Genomic DNA, 18,164 nt, shown 5'->3' with positions numbered 1-18,164 from the left:
GGCCCGGCGGGTTCAGATGCGCTTCTAGTTCGTTTTGCATGCCAGCGATTCCGGGAATTGGCAGGGCTGGCCGAGTGCGGTGAATGCAACGCGGTCCACTTGCATGGCGAGCTTGCGGCCCGGATCCGAGAACGGCCCCATCCAGCCCTTCATCGTATCGCTGCCCCACAGGCTGAAATAGATTCTTTGCGAATGGGTGGGCAGCTTCGCCGGATCGGTGATCTCGTGGACAAGCTTGCCGTTGACGTACCAGCGCAGCCGGTCCTTTTCCCAGACGAAGGCGTAGTCGTTGAAGGCCTTGTCGGTGCCCCCGGCGACGTCGACCAGCTTCTCGTTCTTGCCCTTGCCGGCTATGTAGGCGTTGACCTGGACCTTGGACGTGTCCTTGGTCAGCACCTCGAAGTCGATTTCATCATGCGGCTGCTTGTCGGCATCGCCGACGAAGCTGAAGAATGCCGCGTTGACGCCGGAGCCCGTGTCGGTCTTCATCCGCGCCTCGTAGGTGCCGTAGCCGAAGCGCTGCTTGGTCTGGATCTCGGCGCAGGCGAATTCGCGATCCTTCAGCTTGCGCTTCTCGAAACCGAGCGTCAGCATGCCGTCGGAAAGGCCGATCAGGCTTTTGGACCAGGTGCAGTTCTGATGCTTGCCGTTCGTCCAGCCGTCGGAAATGTACCAGCGCGCGCGACTGAGGCTGGTGAAATCATCGACAAAGGACGGCGCGGTTGGGAGATCCTGGGCGCGGACGGGCACCAGGCCCGCAACCAGGCTGCCGAGAACGATCAGCAGAAACGCGCCGTCTGAACGGAGCCGCCGCAGCTTGCCTGGGATCGGGCGCGTGAACGGGGTGCCGCCGGTTGCCGGGGTGGACGTGCTTTTAGGATCTGCGTTCATATCAAACTCACCTTTGTGCTGTGCGCCCCCAAAGCGATCGTTCGAACCGTGACGAAACAAGCTAATCTTGACCTCTGTCGCTCCTAGGCTCCGTGTAGCGTGCCCAAAACCATTGCGCCGACTCCGGGATATTCGCTCAACCTGTGCCGGGACCGGCGGGTTTCACAAAATCGGTCCTTATGTCTGGGCCGTTCTGCCGATCCTCCTCGAAGATTTCATCCAGCGAATGACGGAGATCCTTCATCATCTGCTTCTGGCGCGAGAGCGCAGCGATGCGCCGCTCGCAATTCAGGATCGACCTAGTCAGTTCGCCAACTTCGGAAGACCTGCGGGAGGAGACCGCCCCGTTTTCCATGGCCTCGACCAGGAAGGCGGCATTGGTGGCCGTTGTCCTGTAGCGGTTCTCAAGTCCGTTCTTCTCCGCCTCGACCTCGGCCGCGATCTGGTCCAGCAGCTTCGCCAAGCGATCGAGTCGCGCGGTGTCGGTCTGCGTGTCGCGCGCCGGATCTCTCGATCGGAAGCGAAAGATCGAGGCCATGCAGTCAGCGCCCCATCATCGTCGAGACGATGACCGGCCTTGGCGCCCGTCCACGTTCAAAAGACATTTCTCGCATCGTCCAGCTCCTCTGACAGGGGATGTCTCGGGCCAGTTCGGTTGGCCGTCCAAAATTGCTGCACCGCAACATAGATTGCCATTCCCCGCGCGCATAGGCAACCACCTAGATCGTAAACTCATAAATCGCGTCGAAATGGTGCGAGCCGACCGAGGTAAGGCGATCGCCACGTTGACGAGCCTAGCTTTCGCCGGCTGTGCTGGTTCCGGCCATGAGGAAGCGCAGCGGCGGCGCATGCTGACGCTTCGCGGCGAAGCCAGCGCGGCGAAACAGCGCATCCAGCTTGTCGGAGGCAACGCCGCGGACGACGGCCGTGAGGTTGGACGAGCCGGCCAAGGCATAGGCCACAGCCGGCGCCAGCCCGCGCTCAGTCTTCACGTCTAAGAACTTCCGCAACCGGTATTTGTCGCGAATGTGCCGCTCGTGCCTTCTCAGCGCAGCCTTCGATGCCTCCGGCAAACTGTCGATCGCAAGCAGTGCCAGGTCGGCATCGGCCAGATGCTTCAGATCCTGGGTGTTGTGCCGTCCGCTCAGCGAATCGGCGCGCACGATCGCGCCGTAGCCACAGGATTTGATGACCTTGAAGCGCGCGCCATGCGCAACCGCGCGCGCATAGAGTTCATAGTCTTCGCCAAGGCGCAGCTTCTCGTCGTAGCGCAGCCCATGCCGATCGAGGAAGGCGCGGCTGATCACGGGTTTGAGGAAGCCCAGTTCCCCTCGTTGCACACGGCGCCTGGAGATGTTGGCGTCGATGAAACCCTCGAAATCGAGGAATTCCGGCTCGGGCGAAAACGGTGGAGCGACGATTTTCGAGACGTCGGTTGCCGCGTCATCCCTGACAAGCATGATGTTGTCTGCCGCGAAATCCCAATCGGTGCTGGCGAACAGTCTGTGAAACCTGCCTTCGAAAAAGAAATCATCAGCGTCCAGGATGCTGATGAACGGCGACCTGGAACCGGCTATCGCGGCGTTGCGGGCAAAGGAGGGGCCGCGATTGACGTCGAAGCGGATGACGGAAAGGCGGCCCGTGCCGTCGTCGGCTGCATGGGCGACTTTCGCGGTATCGTCGGTGGACGCGTCGTCGACGACGACGACTTCCGCAACCTCCGGCTCGCGCAATGCCGATGCAATGGCAGCCGGGATTGTCCGCGCCGCGTTACGGGCAGCGATGATCACGCAGACTTGGGATGATGTCATGGACATGCCTCTCGATTGCAGAAATCGTTGCGGATTTCCTCGCCCTCCCCGCTCAATGCCTCACCGCCCGTCTGACATGCATCGGCCCAAATGCCTATGCTGCAAGTGCGAAGCAAGCATCGCCAAAATCATCGGCGCCGTCCAGTTTTTCATTTGGCTGGGTGTCATGACGCGGCTGGGCAGGCGGCGAGCCGCAATCGGGATAGCTCCCGAAAGGCGCCGCTTGGCAGAGCCGCTCCTGCACGCCCCGGATCAAGCCACTGGCGCGCTCAGTTGGCCAACCAGTCACTGCCGAGTAGGTCGTGGCGATGGAGAGCGGCCGCTTGGTGGCGGCCGGGAGCATCGAGGAATTGAAGAAACGGGATGCCGACTTGCGGCGTGTTGCTGGAGGCCAACGCCCGAAATCAGTGAAGGCCTCTCCTGGCGCTTAATTTCTCGCCTTCGGCCGCTTCGTTCGAACTCAGCTTTCGTTCTGCGTCGCGAATTTTGTCGGCCGAGGTCGGGGCATTTCTTGCGACCATGGCAAAGACCAGCAGAAAATAACCGAGTTGGATGACTATGGCGCAGCCGATGACGCGAAAAAGCGTCGTGCCGAGCGAGGCGCCGCCCAAATAGGACCAGACGACCACGATCGCCAGCGCAAAACACATTCCGATAATGAACTTTGGCAGTGACATACCCGATAGCCCATCAACCGGCTCGGGAAAAAATGTCGACAAGCCCACCCCGAGCACCTCCCTTAAACTCTGCGAGCTTATTTAGGTTGCCCGCTTCTGGCCGGTTGCTTCCGGCCTTGCCCAATCTGTCCATACTCCGACAGAAACAATTTGCAACTCTATTGAGGCGAGCAATAGGCGGCAAGGGCAGCTACGGAATAATTTTAAGCGAATCCTCAGGATCGACTCTGCCATGGTGCAATGCACACGTCGGCATCACCACTGATTGACGGATATCGACTCGCTCCAGTAAGATTTATAATATTGACCAGTATCTTATCATAACATCAGTCGATATTTTGAACTTCTAAATGACGGCAAAGCTCCGCAACCGGGTATAAAGAGCGATTCGCCTAAAATCAGCCCCAAAATTGGACTAGATTTTCCAAAATTGCCCATAATCTGTCGCCTTTGCGACATAAAGGCAAAATTTTGTGCAGGACGAGTTCATTATTTAGTCAGTTCATGACGCGACTATTACAACCGGCTGGGAAATTGTGTGTTGCGCTGCAACATTTTTTTGGTATCGTGTGCTAAACCATCCGTTCAACGTATGGAGTTTACGCATGAGGGACGTAGCCAAGCCGGCCGACGCGGATTTTTCGCAGGCCGGCGTCGATTTTCCGCCGCCGATCGGCGGCCTGCTCAAACGCAGCTTCGATATTGCCGGTTCGCTGATCGGCCTGGTCGCTCTCAGCCCGCTGTTCGTGATGATAGCGCTGCTTGTCAGGTTTTCCGATGGCGGGCCGATTTTCTATGGTCATAGCCGGATCGGCCGCGGAGGGCGGATTTTTCCGTGCCTCAAGTTCCGCACCATGGTTCCAGACGGCGAGCGGGTGCTTGCTGCCTATCTCGCCGCGAATCCGGAGGCCAACGCCGAATGGATAGCGACCCGCAAGTTGAAGAACGACCCGCGTATCACGCGCGTCGGAGCGGTGCTGAGGAAGCTCAGCCTCGACGAATTGCCGCAGATCATCAATATCCTGCAGGGGGATATGAGCCTGGTCGGGCCTCGTCCCGTGGTACGCGATGAGCTGGAGATCTATGGCAATTCGGCCGTCTATTACCTGAAATCGCGCCCCGGCCTAACCGGGCTCTGGCAGGTTAGCGGACGCAACGATGTTTCCTACGACAGCCGCGTCGCGTTCGATCGCCACTATGTCGAGAACTGGTCGATGTTCGAAGACATTCGCATCATCATCAAGACCGTACCTGCGGTCTGGATGTCGCGAGGCTGCTACTGACGGCCGCTTGCTGGCCGTGCATCGAGGAGCGACTGTCCAGAATTCGAGCCCGGAACTCAGGCATCGGGACTCAGGCATCGGGCGGGCAAACCAGATCGGAAACGCTCAGTTGAAAGCAGATATATTCGACTTTTTTTACACCGGCATTCTCTCCAGACGCATGCGGCGAGTACGACTTTTGACGACTTGCCTCACGCTGGCGACCGGCCTGTCGCTGGCCCTGCCGCAGTTTGCCTTCGCCGACGACTATCGGCTTGGAGCACAAGACAAGCTAACCATCCGCGTGGCGGAATGGCAGACCGTCGAAGGCACGTTCCGTGACTGGTCGGCCATCAATGGAGAATACACGGTCGGGCCGGCAGGAACCTTGTCGGTGCCGTTCGTCGGCGAGATGCCCGCATCCGGCAAGACGACCTCGGAGATCGCGGCATCGCTCGGCGAGGCGCTACAGCGTAAGCTCGCCCTGGCTGACAAGCCCGAGGCTTCCGTCGAAATGGCGCAGTACCGGCCGTTCTATATTTCTGGCGAGGTGCAATCGCCCGGACAGTATCCTTGCGTGCCTGGGCTGACGGTGCTGAAAGCGATGAGCATTGCCGGCGGAACGCGGCGGAACGCGGAGAGCGGGCAGCGCTACGACCGCGACCTGATCAATGCCAAGGGCAATTTCGACGTACTTCAAGACCAACAGGTCAGGCTGATCGTCAAGCGCGCCCGCATCGAAGCGGAACTGGCGAACAAACCGTCATTCGAAGTGCCGAAAGAAGTGGCCGACGATCCGAAGCTGCCCAGCATCGTTGCCGATGAGACGGCGATCCTGGCGGCCGACCAGAAGAAACTCAACCTACGCTTGCAGGCGCTCGACGACTTGAAGGCGCTGCTGCAGAGCGAGATCGATTCGCTGCAGAAAAAGATCGTCAACCAGCAGAAGCAGGTCGATCTGGCGAAGGAGCAGCTCAACGGTATCGGCTCGCTGGCGCAAAAAGGCCTGGTCGTCAACACCCGGGTTTTGAATTCCCAGCAAACCATCGCCGACCTCGAAGGCCAGATACTGGATTACGAAACGGCGATTCTCACGGCCAAACAGTCGATCAGCAAGGCCACTCAGGACGCTATCGATCTGGAGAACACCCAGAACTCCACCCTCGCGACCGACCGGCAACAGACGGAAGCCGACCTCAACGAAGCGACGCTGAAGCTGAATATGGAAAAAGGCTTGATGACCGAAGCCCTGTCGGGCAACCCCATGCCGCAATTCTATGGCAACAACGAACCAGCCGCCATGTCGTTTTCCCTAGTGCGGGTGGTCGACGGCAAGACCAGCGAAATCACCGCCGACGAAGACACGCCGGTACTGCCCGGGGACGTGATCAAGGTCAAACCGGCGCCCCTGGCCATCCAGTAGCTTCTTTCCACCGGAGCGAAGCACCCACCTCGCAGGCGGCGGCCTGCGGGGTTTTGGGCTTCGTAGTTTATGGATCAGAAAACAAGGCGGCCTTTGGGCGACGAACAGCCCGGATCGGCCCGCTTTAGCCTCGCACGGCGTCCGGTTCCTCGAGATGGTTCACGGCGCTCCGCCGGGAACGGGCGACGGACGGCACCTTCACCAGCTTGAAGTAGCTGTAATACAGCAGGAACGATCCCATGATGTAGGGATTGAGGGTCTCGACCTCGACGAAGGAGCGGATGAACAAAAGCACCATGACGCCAGCGAGAATCACAGACTCGGCTTGCCATGTCCTGAATATCAGCGCCGAGACGTGCCCCCAGAGCGTGCGCAGGATGATCAGCGACAGCAGTGTCGCACCGACGAAGCCGAGTTCCACCAAGGTCTCGATGTAGGTGTTGTGGAAGTGGAAGCCGCTTCGCGCGGCGATGTAGAATTCATTCCACAGCCGCTCGGCCTCGGAGAAGCCCTGCACCCAATACGCCGCGTAGCCGACGCCGAGGATGGGCGATTGCTGCGCGGCATTCCAGCCCTGCTGCCAGAGGTAGGTCCGTCCGGTGAGCGTCGAATCCTTGCCGAAGAGGCCAAGGACAAAGTCCATTAGCCCGAGATTCAGCGCAATCACGGTGCAGGCGACCAGCCCGCCTGCACCGATCACGAAAATAACCCGGCGATGGCGGAGCGAAAGCAGCTTGCCCATGGAAAGCAGCGCGACCAGGGCGAGAACCGCCGGGGTCGATGCCATCGAAGTGGCCGAATGCGACACGACCAGCAGATAGCCCGACAGAAGGACGATTGGTACAATCAACAAAAAACCTATGCGGCCGCGCCTGAGAAAGGCCAGGTAGACAACGCAGAAATAGATGCCAAGCGATGCGACAAAGCCGATCTGGTTCTTGGAGCTGAAAGCGCCGACGAAATTGTATGTCCCGTCGAGAACGTCGTAGGAATAACTCGCGACCTTGAGCGAGTAGAGCAGGACGACGAAAATCCCTATTAGGGCGCCTATGGTCAAGGTCCGGACGCTGACCGTGCGCGCGGCAATGTAGGCGCATGCGATATGGGAACAATATTGCACGGCCGTCCTTGCCGTGGTGCCGGGAGCTGCCGACCAGAACACCGAGAAGCAGACATAGGCTGCAAACGCCAGCGGAAGCCAGGCGCTGGAAGCGTGCCTTAGTATTTTCCGGTAGTCGACCAGGATGAGCGGCAGCCAGACTGCATAATAGGCCAGGATCATGGCCTGGCCGAAAATGGTCGAGTAGGAGAACGCCCAGATCGAGACGGCAACGGCAAAGCTGCCATAGACCGTGTTCTTGTCCGGATCGATCAACAGAGATTTTGGAATCTTCATCTCGGTATCGGTTTTCCGCCCTTGCAGCTCAATGCCGATTTCATGGGCCGCTCATGGGTCGATTCATTGGATCGATGGGAGCCTCGCCTGCAGGCGCTCGCATTGTGCAGTGCAATATAGCGCATCCGGCGCCGCATGTCACCCGGATGACAAACTGGGCGAAGTCGTTCCTGCAGTTCTCCCATGCCGGACGAGACGATTTGGCCAGGAGGCAGTGCCGTTCAATTGCCTGGTGCTGGCCCATCACGAAGCTGTTCGGAGGCTGCAAGTCCGCGCTTGAACTTGTGCGCCGTTGACTTCACATTCGCCGCCGATTGGGAGGAAGACCACATGCCGATGAGTTTCGCGGGACGATTTGCCGGACGGTCTGTTGTTGTCACCGGCGGCGCCTCAGGCATCGGCCTTGCCGTCGCGCAAAGGATCACTGAGGAAGGCGGGCGTGTTTCGGTCTGGGATCGCGATGCCGCCCAGATCGAGCAGGCCAAGGCCATTGTTCCAGGCCTGCACAGCGTCACCTTAGACGTCGCCGACCCCATAGCGGTCGAAGCCGCCGCCCGAGAGACGATAGAAGCGATTGGCGCAGTCGATGTCCTTGTCACCAGCGCTGCCATCACCGGACCGAACATGACGACCTGGGAGTATTCCGTAGAGGATTGGCGCCGGGTCATCGACATCAACATCAACGGCGTCTTCTTCTGCAACAAAGCGCTGGTCCCGCATATGCTCGAACGCAATTACGGCAGGATCGTCAACATCGCCTCGATTGCCGGCAAGGAAGGTAACCCGAACGCCTCGGCCTACAGCACCTCCAAGGCCGCGGTGATCGGCATGACCAAGTCGCTCGGCAAGGAATTGGCCAAGACCAAGGTGACGGTGAACTGCGTCACGCCGGCGGCCGTGCGCACCGCGATCTTCCAACAGATGAGCCAGCAGCACATCGACTTCATGCTGTCCAAAATACCAATGGCGCGGTTCGGCGAGGTCGAGGAGGTGGCGGCGCTGATTTGCTGGATCGCGTCCGAGGAATGCTCGTTCACGACGGCTGCCGTCTTCGACGTCTCCGGCGGCCGGGCGACCTACTGAGGCCGGCCGGACGGCAACCGCTCGACCGGATCGCAGCGCCTCAGTCGTGGAGCTGCCGCGAGATCGGCGGGCCGATCAAAAAATCGCTGAATATGACCTCGAAGCCCTCGCGCTGCGGCGAGCAGCACATCATGCCGACATCAACCGTTTTCGAGGGTGGGAAATAGGCAAGCCGCACCGGCTTCCAATGCTTGTCGGACGCGTCCAGATACTGGACACGGATCGTCTCGGCATGACGCGTCAAGCGGATCCTGACGCCGTCCGGGTCGGCCGGAATATTGGCCAGCGACCAGTCGGAGGCATCGTTGGTGACGACGACGGAAAAATACATCAGCCCGTCGGTGTATTCGATGCCGGCCTTGATCCAATGGATCTCGCTCAGGCGGACCATAAGCCCGGCTTGGTCGTAAAGCACCTCATAGTGCCCCTTGACCGTGACTTCGGCGCTGAAATCGCCCTCGACCTCACGATAGAGGAAATGGCCATTGTCGCGCCAGAAGCCGTAGAACGTCTCGCGCCAGAAGTCTGTCTCCTTGCCGGTCCGCACATGCACCGTATTGTCGCCGAACTCGTGGTGCGGCGGCGGATTGAGCCAGGTCAGGTCCGTATTTTCAGATGCCATCGATTTGCTCGCCTGCCTGGCTGGTCCCGGATGAGTGCCGCCGTGATCAGCCAGCGAATGTATAGGCGGTCTTCACGGTGGTGTAGAACTCCGCGGCGTAGCGGCCCTGCTCGCGTGGGCCATAGCTCGACCCCTTGCGCCCGCCGAAGGGCACGTGGAAGTCGACGCCCGCCGTCGGCAGGTTGACCATGACCATGCCGGCTTCCGAGTTGCGCTTGAAATGCGTGGCATGCTTGAGGCTCGAGGTGCAGATGCCGGACGTCAGCCCGAACGGCGTGTCGTTGGCCACCGCCAGCGCCTCGTCGTAGTCCTTGACGCGGATGACGTTGGCGACAGGTCCGAAAATCTCCTCACGGGAAATGCGCATGGCGTTGGTGGTTTCGGTGAACAGCGCCGGTTGCAAATAGAAGCCGCGGGTTTCGCGATCGAGCCGCTCACCGCCGAAAGCAAGATCGGCACCTTCCTGACGTCCGATGGCGATATAGTCCTCATCCTGTTTGAGCTGGCTCTGGTCAACCACCGGCCCGATCTGGGTCTTGGCATCGAGAGCGTCGCCGATGACCAGCTTGCCCAGGCGATCTTTCATCGCCTCGACGAAGCGGTCATGGATGCCGTCCGTCACCACCAGGCGGGACGACGCCGTGCAGCGCTGGCCGGTCGAGAAGTAGGCACCGTTGATGGCGCAATCGACGGCGACGGCAAGGTCCGCATCGTCGAGCACGACAAGCGGGTTCTTGCCGCCCATTTCGAGCTGGAACTTGCGCATGTGCTCGACGCTTGCGGCGGCGACGCGCTTGCCGGTGCCGACCGAGCCGGTGAAGGTGATTGCGTTGAGGTCAGGGCTGTCGAGCATCGCCTGCCCGACCACCGAACCTTTGCCCATGACCAGGTTGAGCACGCCCTTCGGCAGGCCGGCGCGATGCAGGATGTCGACAATGGTCCAGGCGCTCTCCGGAACGAGTTCCGCCGGCTTGAAGACGATAGTGTTGCCGTAGGCCAGCGCCGGAGCGATTTTCCAGGCCGGAATGGCGATCGGGAAATTCCACGGCGTGATGATGCCGACGACGCCGACCGCTTCGCGGGTGATCTCGACGCCGACGCCGGGCCGCACGCTTGGCACCAGCTCGCCCGACAGGCGTAGCGTCTCGCCGGCGAAGAAGTCGAATATCTGGGCAGCCCGCACAGTCTCGCCAATGCCCTCGACCAGCGTCTTGCCTTCCTCGCGCGCCAAGGCCCGGCCGATTTCATCTTTCCGCGCGGTGATCTCGTCCGACGCCTTCCTCAGCACCGCGTGGCGTGCCAGCAGGCCCGATCGGGACCATGCCGGAAATGCCGCCTTCGCCGCCGCGATGGCCTGCCGGGCGTGCTCGGCGCCTCCCGATGCATATTCGCCGACCACGTCGTCGAGATTGGACGGGTTGATGTTGCGGGAGCCGGCATCGCCTACCCACTCGCCGTCGATGAGGTTCTTTCGAAACGGGATCATGTCGCTGTCTTCCTTGTCGTCCTTCGATCGCCGTCTATCTGGACCACCGACCGCCACACCGCAAGGCCGAAAGGCGGGCAAACTTCTCCTCCTCGACAGGCATGTGATAGGGGTCGGGCTGGAAAAGATGATTCCAATATGGTGCGTCGTGGATCGCACGGGAGGAAAAGTATCATGTCCGACAACGCGTTGCCGCTGGTGATCAGCGCACCCCAACCCCGCACGCTCGACCTGATCTTCACGCCGGCTGCGCTGACGAAATTTCGGTCGAAATACCGCATCGTCGAAACATCGCCCGAAGGTGTCGCGGCGCTGCCGGCCGATATCCTTGGCGAGGCGCGCTACATCGTCGGCCAGCCGCCGATCGCGCCAGAGACACTGGAAAAAATGAAGGCGCTGCGCTGCATCTTCAATGTCGAGAGCAACCTCATCAACAACATGCCATATGAGACGCTGTTTTCGCGCGGCATCCATGTCGTCACCACTGGGCTGGTCTTTGCCGAACCGGTGGCCGAGCTCGGCGTTGCCATGGCGCTCAACCTTGCCCGCGACATCGTCGATGCCGACCTCGCTTTTCGTCAAGGCAAGGAATTGTGGGGCGGCGACGGCAACCGGACGGCGCGGCTTCTTTCCGGCGCGGATGTCGGCATCATCGGCTTCGGCGATCTCGGCCGCGCGCTCAACCGGCTTTTGACGGGTTTTCGCACGCGGACAAAAGTCTTCGACCCGTGGCTGCCGCCGTCGATCCTGATCGAGAACGGCGTTGAGCCGGCCTCGCTCGATGAAGTCCTGTCGAGCAGCGATTTCGTCTTCGTCGTCACTTCGGTGACCAGCGAAAACCAGGGTTTCCTCGGCGCCGAAGCCTTTGCCAGGATGCGCGAGGGATCCGCTTTCATCCTACTCAGCCGGGCTGGCGTGGTCGATTTTCCGGCACTGATGGATGCTGTCCGCAGCGGCCACATCGTCGCCGCCAGTGATGTTTTTCCTGAGGAGCCGCTGGCCCAAGATCACCCGGTCCGCACATTGCCGGGGTTCCTGCGCTCCGCCCACCGGGCCGGCGCACTCGACATCGCTTTCAAGCGGATGGGCGACATGGTGCTGGAAGACATGGACCTGGTCGACCGCGGCCTGCCGCCGATGCGTTCGAAGCGGGCCGAGCGTGAGACCGTTTCGCGAATGCGCTCAAAGCCGGTCGACAAGAATTAAGCCGTCTGTCCCGACGGTCGCACATGCTCAGATCGTGAAGGACCAAAACAGGCAGGCCAGTGTCGCAGCGGCGAAGACGACGAAGAACAGGCTTCTCAACAGGATGTTGCGCCGCAGTTCGTTGATGAAGAGATGGCATCCGACGATGGCTGCGACAAACAGGAACCGCCAGTTCAGCAGTGCCGAGAGCACATCGTGCTGACCGAAAGCAAATCTGGCGGCGAGACATCCAACGATGACCGCGAACAACACGATGACCGTCCAGAAGATTGCATCGGCGGCATGCGTCAGGACGATGCCGGCGAGCCTGATCGGCAGAACCATCATCAGCAGTGCGCTGAGGAAGTAGACCGCCGCGAGCGGAATGAATGCCCCTGCATCGGCGACGTCACTCAAGCGCTTGGCGCCGATCGCGCCATAGGGATAGCCATGCCTGGCCACCGCCAGGCTGAGCGCCATCAGCAAAGCCGTCAGCACGGCCGCAAGCGCGAATGAGGTCAGGGCTTTACTCATGGGGCTCCCGTTCCGAACGAATCGAAGTCAGAACGGTGGTAGCCTATGGTTTGTAAATTGCTAGTAAGCATCATGCAGCGGCGCGGCAGAGTTCCTCGGCGCATTCACTCTGCAGCTTGCAGACGCCGCCCGTCGATAATGGTCTTGATCTCGGCGCGGCAGGAGCCGCAATTGGTGCCGGCGTGAAGGGCGGCGCCGATTGCCGCGACGCTGGTGCAGCCGCCGCGCACCGCTTCCGCGATCTGGTTGGCACCGACCCCGAAACAGGCGCAGACGATGGCGCCGCGGTCGACGCTCTTGCCGCCAGGCCTGCCGGCGACGATCGCCAGCCGCGCCTGCCGATCGGCATGGTCGGCACCCAGTTGTTCGGCCGCCCAGCCGCGCGACACCGCTACCGGGGTAGGCGCAAGATAGAGCGCGCCGACCAGCCGACCGCCCGCGAAACGGGCGAAGCGATGGTGCCCGCCGGCGATGTCGTGATAGGCGAGCGCCTCGCCTTCCGGGCCGAACAGCGCGGCGGCAAACCCGGTCCAGTCGCGGCTGTCCTGCAGCGCAATTTCAAGGCGCCAGCCGGCGGGGCAGCGGGCGAGGCTCCAATAATCGGCGTCGATGGATGCGGGCCGTTCCGCAAGCACCGCGAAGCCGAAGGCCGTGGCGGCGAACCGCTCGATTCGGGCGGCAACGTTCTTTGAAGCCGGCTGGCCTGAAATCGCATCAGTCGTCGGCGCGACCAGGGCATCGACGCGCGCGCGCGCGGAAAACTGATCGGTCCAGTGCATCGGCACGAACACAGAGCCTTGGCGTTGGCGCCCTGTCACCAGCGCGCGGACCACGACCTCGCCATAAGCTGTCGAGACGCGCACAATATCGGCATCGCCGATGCCGTAGTGCTGCGCATCAGCCGGGTGAATTTCGACGAAAGGCTCGGCCATGTGCTGCGACAGGCGCGGGCTCTTGCCGGTTCGCGTCATGGTGTGCCAGTGGTCGCGCACGCGCCCGGTGTTGAGCACCAACGGGTAGTCCAGGCTGGTGCGGGTTTGGGCGGTTGGGCGGATGGCAATAAAGCGTGCCTTGCCGTCGGGTGTGTAGAAATTGCCGTTGGCAAAGAAGCGGGTGCTTTTGTCCTCCGGCTGATGCCACGCACCCCCCTCTGGCCTGCCGGCAATCTCCCCCTCAGGGGGGGAGATTGGCAGTTTTGCCGGCACCGCCTTTTCAGCAATGGTAACGATTGGCGAAACCGGTGGCGACATCCAATCTCCCCCCTTGAGGGGAAGATGGCCGGCAGGCCAGAGGGGGGTGCCTTGGCTCGGCGCTGGCCATTGGAATGGCGCCAATTTCTCAAAGGTCCCTGAATCAATCCCGCCAAACGCGCCTATATCAAAATCGCGCGCGCCATCATTCTCGAAGCCCGATAACGCCGCGTGCTCGGCGAAGATGTCGGCCGGCGACACATACGAAAAAGCCTCGCCAAACCCCATCCGCCTGGCGACTTCAGCGATGATCCACCAATCTGGCCTTGCCTCGCCGGGCGTGGCCAAAAAAGCCCGCTGGCGCGAGATGCGGCGCTCCGAATTGGTGACGGTGCCGTCCTTCTCGCCCCATGCCGCCGCCGGCAGCCGGACCTGAGCATGGCGGACCGTGTCGGTCTCGCCCAGCACGTCCGAGACCACGACAAACGGGCAAGCCTTGATCGCCGCCTCGACGGCGTCGGCATCCGGCATCGAATCGGCAGGATTGGTCGCCATGATCCACAGCGCCTTGATGCGTCCATCGGCCACCGCTTGGAACATCTCGACCGCTTTCAGGCCGGGCTTTTCGACGACGGTTGGCGCGTTCCAGAAGCGCTGCACGCGGTTGCGGTGCTCGGGGTTTTCGATCTCCATGTGGGCGGCCAGCATGTTGGCCATGCCGCCGACCTCGCGGCCGCCCATGGCATTGGGCTGGCCGGTCACCGAAAACGGCCCGGCGCCGGGCTTGCCGATGCGGCCGGTGGCGAGATGGCAGTTGATGATGGCATTGACCTTGTCGGTGCCGGAAGACGACTGGTTCACGCCCTGGCTGTAGACGGTCACCGTCTTCGCCGTCGCGGCAAACAGGCTGTAGAAGCGGGACAGTTCGTCCTCACTGAGACCCGTGGCAGCTGCGATGCCGGCAAGGTCGAGCGCCGAGGCAGCGAAAAGCGCTTGCCCGAATCCGGTCGTGTGCGCCGTGATATAGGTACGGTCCAGCGCGTTATGCTGGCCGAGATAGGCGAGCAGCCCTGTGAACAAAGCGACGTCGCCATCGGGCGCGATCGCCAGATGCATGTCAGCGATATCCGATGTCATGGTGCGGCGTGGGTCGATCAGCACCACCTTCATCTCGGGCCGCTTTTCCCGGGCAGCGGCAATGCGCTGATAGAGCACCGGATGGCACCAGGCGAGATTGGAGCCGACGAGCACGATCAGGTCGGCAAGTTCCAGATCCTCGTAATTTCCCGGAACCGTGTCCGAGCCAAAGGCGCGGCGGTGGCCGGCGACCGACGAGGCCATGCACAGGCGCGAATTGGTGTCGATATTGGCCGAGCCGACAAACCCCTTCATCAGCTTGTTGGCGACGTAGTAGTCCTCGGTCAGCAACTGGCCGGAAACATAAAAGGCGACCGAATCGGGGCCGTGTTCGGCAATGGTTTGCGAGAAGGTCGAAGCGACTAGATTGAGCGCTTGGTCCCAGTCGGTACGGCGACCGTGGATTTCCGGATGAAGCAGCCTGCCGTCGAGATCGATGGTCTCGGCCAGTGCGGAGCCTTTGGAGCAGAGGCGGCCGAAATTCGCCGGGTGGTCCGGGTCGCCACGAACGGTTATTTCACCGTCCGCGGCGACCTTCGCCAGCACGCCGCAACCCACCCCGCAGTAGGGGCAGGTGGTCCTCACCTCGCGCGCTTCATCAATCTGCATGGTTCACGCCGCGCGGCTGGCCAGCGCTTCCAGCGCAATGAACAGCCGCTCGCCGTCGATCCGCACCGCAATGGTGCGCACCGCACCCTCGTCGGCGCCGAGCGCCTTGCCGGTTTCCAGCGAGATCACCCAGTTGTGCAAGGGACAGGTCACCGCCGTGCCATGGACGATGCCCTGGCTGAGCGGCCCACCCTTGTGCGGGCAATGGTCGTCGATGGCGAAGACCTGATCGTCGGCCGTACGGAAGACGGCGATCTTGCCTTCCGGCGTGGCGACGCAGCGCGCGCCGCGACGCGGAATGTCTGATATCGAGCCGATTGATACCCAATTCATGTGGCTATTCCTCTTTTGCGCGTGTTCTTGTCCGGAAACCGCATTCCACTTTTCGGGAACACGCGCCTACTCCGCCGCCTGCGCAAAGCCGACCGAAGCCATTGGCCGGAATTCATGCTTGTCCTTGCCGGAAGCACGTTCCGACCACGGGTCGACCTGGGCGAATTTCTGCGAAAAGACGAAGCGGTCGAAATAGGCTTTGCGCTTCTCGCCATCGTCCATGATCTGGCGCTTGATCTCGGCGATGCCGACGCGCTTGGCCCATTTGTAGATACGCTCGAGATAGCGGCCCTGCTCGCGATACATCTGCGTCAACGCCACGATATGCTCCAGCGACTCGTCCTCGGTCTTGACCAGGCCGAGCACTTCGGTGCCCTTGATGTCGAGCCCGGCGGCGCCGGCGAAATGGATCTCGTAGCCGCTATCGACGCAGATCACGCCGACATCCTTGCAGGTCGCCTCGGCACAGTTTCGCGGACAGCCCGATACCGCCATCTTGACCTTGGCAGGGGTCCACGAGCCCCACATGAATTTTTCGATACGGATGCCCAAACCGGTCGAATCCTGCGTGCCGAAGCGGCACCAGTCGGAACCGACGCAGGTCTTTACGGTGCGCAGCCCCTTGGCATAGGCGTGGCCGGAGACGAAGCCAGCCTGGCCGAGATCGGCCCACACCGCCGGCAGGTCTTCCTTGCGGATGCCGAGCATGTCGATGCGCTGGCCGCCGGTGACCTTGACCATCGGGATCTCGAACTTGTCGACGACGTCGGCGATGGCGCGCAATTCGGCGGCGTTGGTGACGCCGCCCCACATGCGCGGCACCACCGAATAGGTGCCGTCCTTCTGGATGTTGGCGTGAACGCGCTCGTTGATGAAGCGCGACTGGTAGTCGTCGGCGTATTCGTCGGGCCAGTCGCAGACGAGATAATAGTTTAGCGCCGGCCGGCATTTGGCGCAGCCGCAGGAGGTCTTCCATTCCAACTCCTGCATGACGGCGGGAATGGTCTTCAGGCCCTTGGCCTTGATCAGCCGGCGGACCTCGTCATGACCAAGCGCGGTGCAACTGCACATCGGCTGGACCGCCGCGGGGTTGTATTTGTCGCCGATGGTCAGCACCATCAACTTCTCGACCAGTCCGGTGCACGAGCCGCAGGAGACAGACGCCTTGGTGTGCGCGCGCACGTCGTCGAGCGAGGTCAGGCCCTTGGCCGTGATCGCGCCGGTGATCTTTCCCTTGCATACGCCGTTGCAACCGCAGATTTCCGCATCATCCGGCAAGGCTGCAACGGCCGCCATAGGGTCCAGGGGGGCGCCTCCCTGGTAGGACTGGCCGAAGATGAGCGTATCGCGCATCTCGGATATATCGGTCTGCTTCTTCTTGAGGTCGTTGAACCAGGCGCCGTCGGCCGTCTCGCCGTAGAGCACTGTGCCGATGATGCGGTCGTCCTTGAGCACCAGGCGCTTGTAGACGCCGGCCGCCGCATCGCGCAGCACGATCTCCTGGCGGTCATCGCCCTCGGCGAAGTCGCCGAGCGAGAACAGTTCGATGCCGGTGACCTTGAGCTTGGTCGGCGTGTCCATGTGGACGAAAGCCGCTGCCTCATTGCCGGCCAGATGGCTGGCGGCGACGCGCGCCATCTCGTAGAGCGGCGCGACCAGCCCGTAGACCTGGCCGTTGACCTCGGCGCATTCGCCGATTGCATAGATGTCGGGATCGTTGCTGCGCATGCCGGCGTCGACGACAATGCCGCGATTGACGGCAATGCCGGCTTCCTTCGCCAGGACCGCGTTCGGCCTGATGCCCACGGCCATGACGACGAGCGTTGCGGGAATGACAGTGCCGTCGGCAAGCTCCACCCGCTCGACCTTGCCGTTGCCGGTGATCGCCTGGGTGTTGGCCTTGGTGATGACCTTGATGCCGCGCTGCTCGACGGCGCGCTGCAGGAGATATCCGGCGGCCGGATCGAGCTGACGCTCCATCAGCGTCGGCATGACATGCAGCACGGTGACGTCCATGCCTTGCGCATTCAAGCCCGCTGCTGCCTCGAGCCCGAGCAGGCCGCCGCCAATGACCACAGCCTTGGCCCGCGACTGGGCGGCAAGCATCATGGCCCGGACGTCGTCCAGATCGCGATACGTGAGCACGCCCGGCAGGTCATGGCCCGGCACCGGAATGATAAACGGCACCGAGCCGGTGGCGATGACGAGTTTGTCATAGGGCTCGGTCACGCCATGATCGGAGGTGACGGTCTTTGCCTGCCGGTCGATGGCGACGATCTTGTGGCCCTTGTAGAGGGTGATGCCGTGCTTGATGTACCAGCCGTCGCCATGGATGATGATCTCTTCATAGGCCTTTTCGCCCGACAGAACCGGCGACAGCATGATGCGGTCGTAGTTCACGCGCGGCTCGGCGTTGAAGATGGTGACCTGGTAGCACCCAGGCGCCTTTTCCAGGAGGTGCTCCAGCATGCGCCCGGGGGCCATGCCGTTGCCAATGATAACGAGTTTCTCGGTCATATCCTGAT

At 61.7% G+C, this 18,164-nt stretch carries 15 protein-coding genes; 4 read left to right on the top strand and 11 right to left on the bottom strand.

All coding sequences use genetic code 11. The features are described from left to right. Nucleotides 1-24: 24 nt before the first annotated feature. The 4 genes from exoK to NKG95_RS24540 form a co-directional block, all read right to left on the bottom strand. The gene (exoK, locus tag NKG95_RS24555; protein WP_352483971.1) at nt 25-891 is read right to left on the bottom strand and encodes an endo-1,3-1,4-beta-glycanase ExoK; all 867 of its coding nucleotides are present in this window, start codon (nt 889-891) and stop codon (nt 25-27) included. Nucleotides 892-1,027: 136 nt separating this feature from the next. Then, nucleotides 1,028-1,429 (bottom strand): hypothetical protein, encoded by a 402-nt coding sequence (locus tag NKG95_RS24550; RefSeq protein ID WP_023717989.1) that lies wholly within the window; start codon nt 1,427-1,429, stop codon nt 1,028-1,030. 256 nt (nt 1,430-1,685) lie between these two features. Then, nucleotides 1,686-2,708 (bottom strand): glycosyltransferase family 2 protein, encoded by a 1,023-nt coding sequence (locus tag NKG95_RS24545; protein ID WP_353042781.1) that lies wholly within the window; start codon nt 2,706-2,708, stop codon nt 1,686-1,688. Nucleotides 2,709-3,106: 398 nt separating this feature from the next. Then, a complete protein-coding gene (locus tag NKG95_RS24540) occupies nt 3,107-3,436 on the bottom strand; it encodes an exopolysaccharide production repressor protein (RefSeq protein WP_352895156.1) in 330 nt (109 codons plus the stop codon). Nucleotides 3,437-3,984: 548 nt separating this feature from the next. On the opposite strand from NKG95_RS24540, the gene NKG95_RS24535 reads away from it, so the two are divergent. Both NKG95_RS24535 and NKG95_RS24530 read left to right on the top strand, forming a co-directional pair. Next, nucleotides 3,985-4,662 (top strand): sugar transferase, encoded by a 678-nt coding sequence (locus NKG95_RS24535; RefSeq protein WP_023717993.1) that lies wholly within the window; start codon nt 3,985-3,987, stop codon nt 4,660-4,662. A gap of 178 nt (nt 4,663-4,840) precedes the next feature. After that, nucleotides 4,841-6,064 (top strand): polysaccharide biosynthesis/export family protein, encoded by a 1,224-nt coding sequence (locus tag NKG95_RS24530; protein WP_353042780.1) that lies wholly within the window; start codon nt 4,841-4,843, stop codon nt 6,062-6,064. 124 nt (nt 6,065-6,188) lie between these two features. Here NKG95_RS24530 and NKG95_RS24525 read toward each other — a convergent pair whose 3' ends face one another. Then, nucleotides 6,189-7,460 carry an O-antigen ligase family protein gene (locus NKG95_RS24525; RefSeq protein WP_352847830.1) on the bottom strand — a complete coding sequence of 424 codons (1,272 nt, stop codon included), beginning with the start codon at nt 7,458-7,460 and terminating at the stop codon, nt 6,189-6,191. A gap of 330 nt (nt 7,461-7,790) precedes the next feature. On the opposite strand from NKG95_RS24525, the gene NKG95_RS24520 reads away from it, so the two are divergent. Beyond that, nucleotides 7,791-8,543 carry an SDR family NAD(P)-dependent oxidoreductase gene (locus NKG95_RS24520; protein ID WP_352847828.1) on the top strand — a complete coding sequence of 251 codons (753 nt, stop codon included), beginning with the start codon at nt 7,791-7,793 and terminating at the stop codon, nt 8,541-8,543. A 40-nt stretch (nt 8,544-8,583) separates the two neighbouring features. Here NKG95_RS24520 and NKG95_RS24515 read toward each other — a convergent pair whose 3' ends face one another. After that, a complete protein-coding gene (locus NKG95_RS24515) occupies nt 8,584-9,165 on the bottom strand; it encodes a DUF1349 domain-containing protein (RefSeq protein WP_353042779.1) in 582 nt (193 codons plus the stop codon). 46 nt (nt 9,166-9,211) lie between these two features. Beyond that, on the bottom strand, nt 9,212-10,648 hold the full coding sequence (locus NKG95_RS24510) for an aldehyde dehydrogenase family protein (protein WP_353042808.1): 1,437 nt from the start codon (nt 10,646-10,648) through the stop codon (nt 9,212-9,214). Nucleotides 10,649-10,825: 177 nt separating this feature from the next. On the opposite strand from NKG95_RS24510, the gene NKG95_RS24505 reads away from it, so the two are divergent. Beyond that, a complete protein-coding gene (locus NKG95_RS24505; RefSeq protein WP_353042778.1) occupies nt 10,826-11,857 on the top strand; it encodes a hydroxyacid dehydrogenase in 1,032 nt (343 codons plus the stop codon). 27 nt (nt 11,858-11,884) lie between these two features. On the opposite strand, the gene NKG95_RS24500 is transcribed toward NKG95_RS24505, so the two are convergent. The 4 genes from NKG95_RS24500 to nirB all read right to left on the bottom strand — a co-directional run bounded on the left by NKG95_RS24500 (nt 11,885) and on the right by nirB (nt 18,156). Further along, the gene (locus NKG95_RS24500) at nt 11,885-12,370 is read right to left on the bottom strand and encodes a hypothetical protein (protein ID WP_023717999.1); all 486 of its coding nucleotides are present in this window, start codon (nt 12,368-12,370) and stop codon (nt 11,885-11,887) included. 104 nt (nt 12,371-12,474) lie between these two features. After that, entirely contained in the window at nt 12,475-15,306 is a 2,832-nt protein-coding gene (locus NKG95_RS24495) for a nitrate reductase (RefSeq protein WP_353042777.1), read from the bottom strand. A 3-nt stretch (nt 15,307-15,309) separates the two neighbouring features. Beyond that, the gene (gene nirD / locus NKG95_RS24490; protein ID WP_353042776.1) at nt 15,310-15,639 is read right to left on the bottom strand and encodes a nitrite reductase small subunit NirD; all 330 of its coding nucleotides are present in this window, start codon (nt 15,637-15,639) and stop codon (nt 15,310-15,312) included. A gap of 66 nt (nt 15,640-15,705) precedes the next feature. Further along, a complete protein-coding gene (nirB, locus tag NKG95_RS24485) occupies nt 15,706-18,156 on the bottom strand; it encodes a nitrite reductase large subunit NirB (RefSeq protein WP_353042775.1) in 2,451 nt (816 codons plus the stop codon). Nucleotides 18,157-18,164 lie beyond the last annotated feature (8 nt).

The organism is Mesorhizobium sp. M1423 (genome assembly GCF_040317575.1).
In the GTDB taxonomy this organism is placed as follows: domain Bacteria; phylum Pseudomonadota; class Alphaproteobacteria; order Rhizobiales; family Rhizobiaceae; genus Mesorhizobium.
The sequence above is the reverse complement of the archived record's forward strand: the minus strand, read 5'-3'. Positions and strand labels throughout refer to the sequence as shown.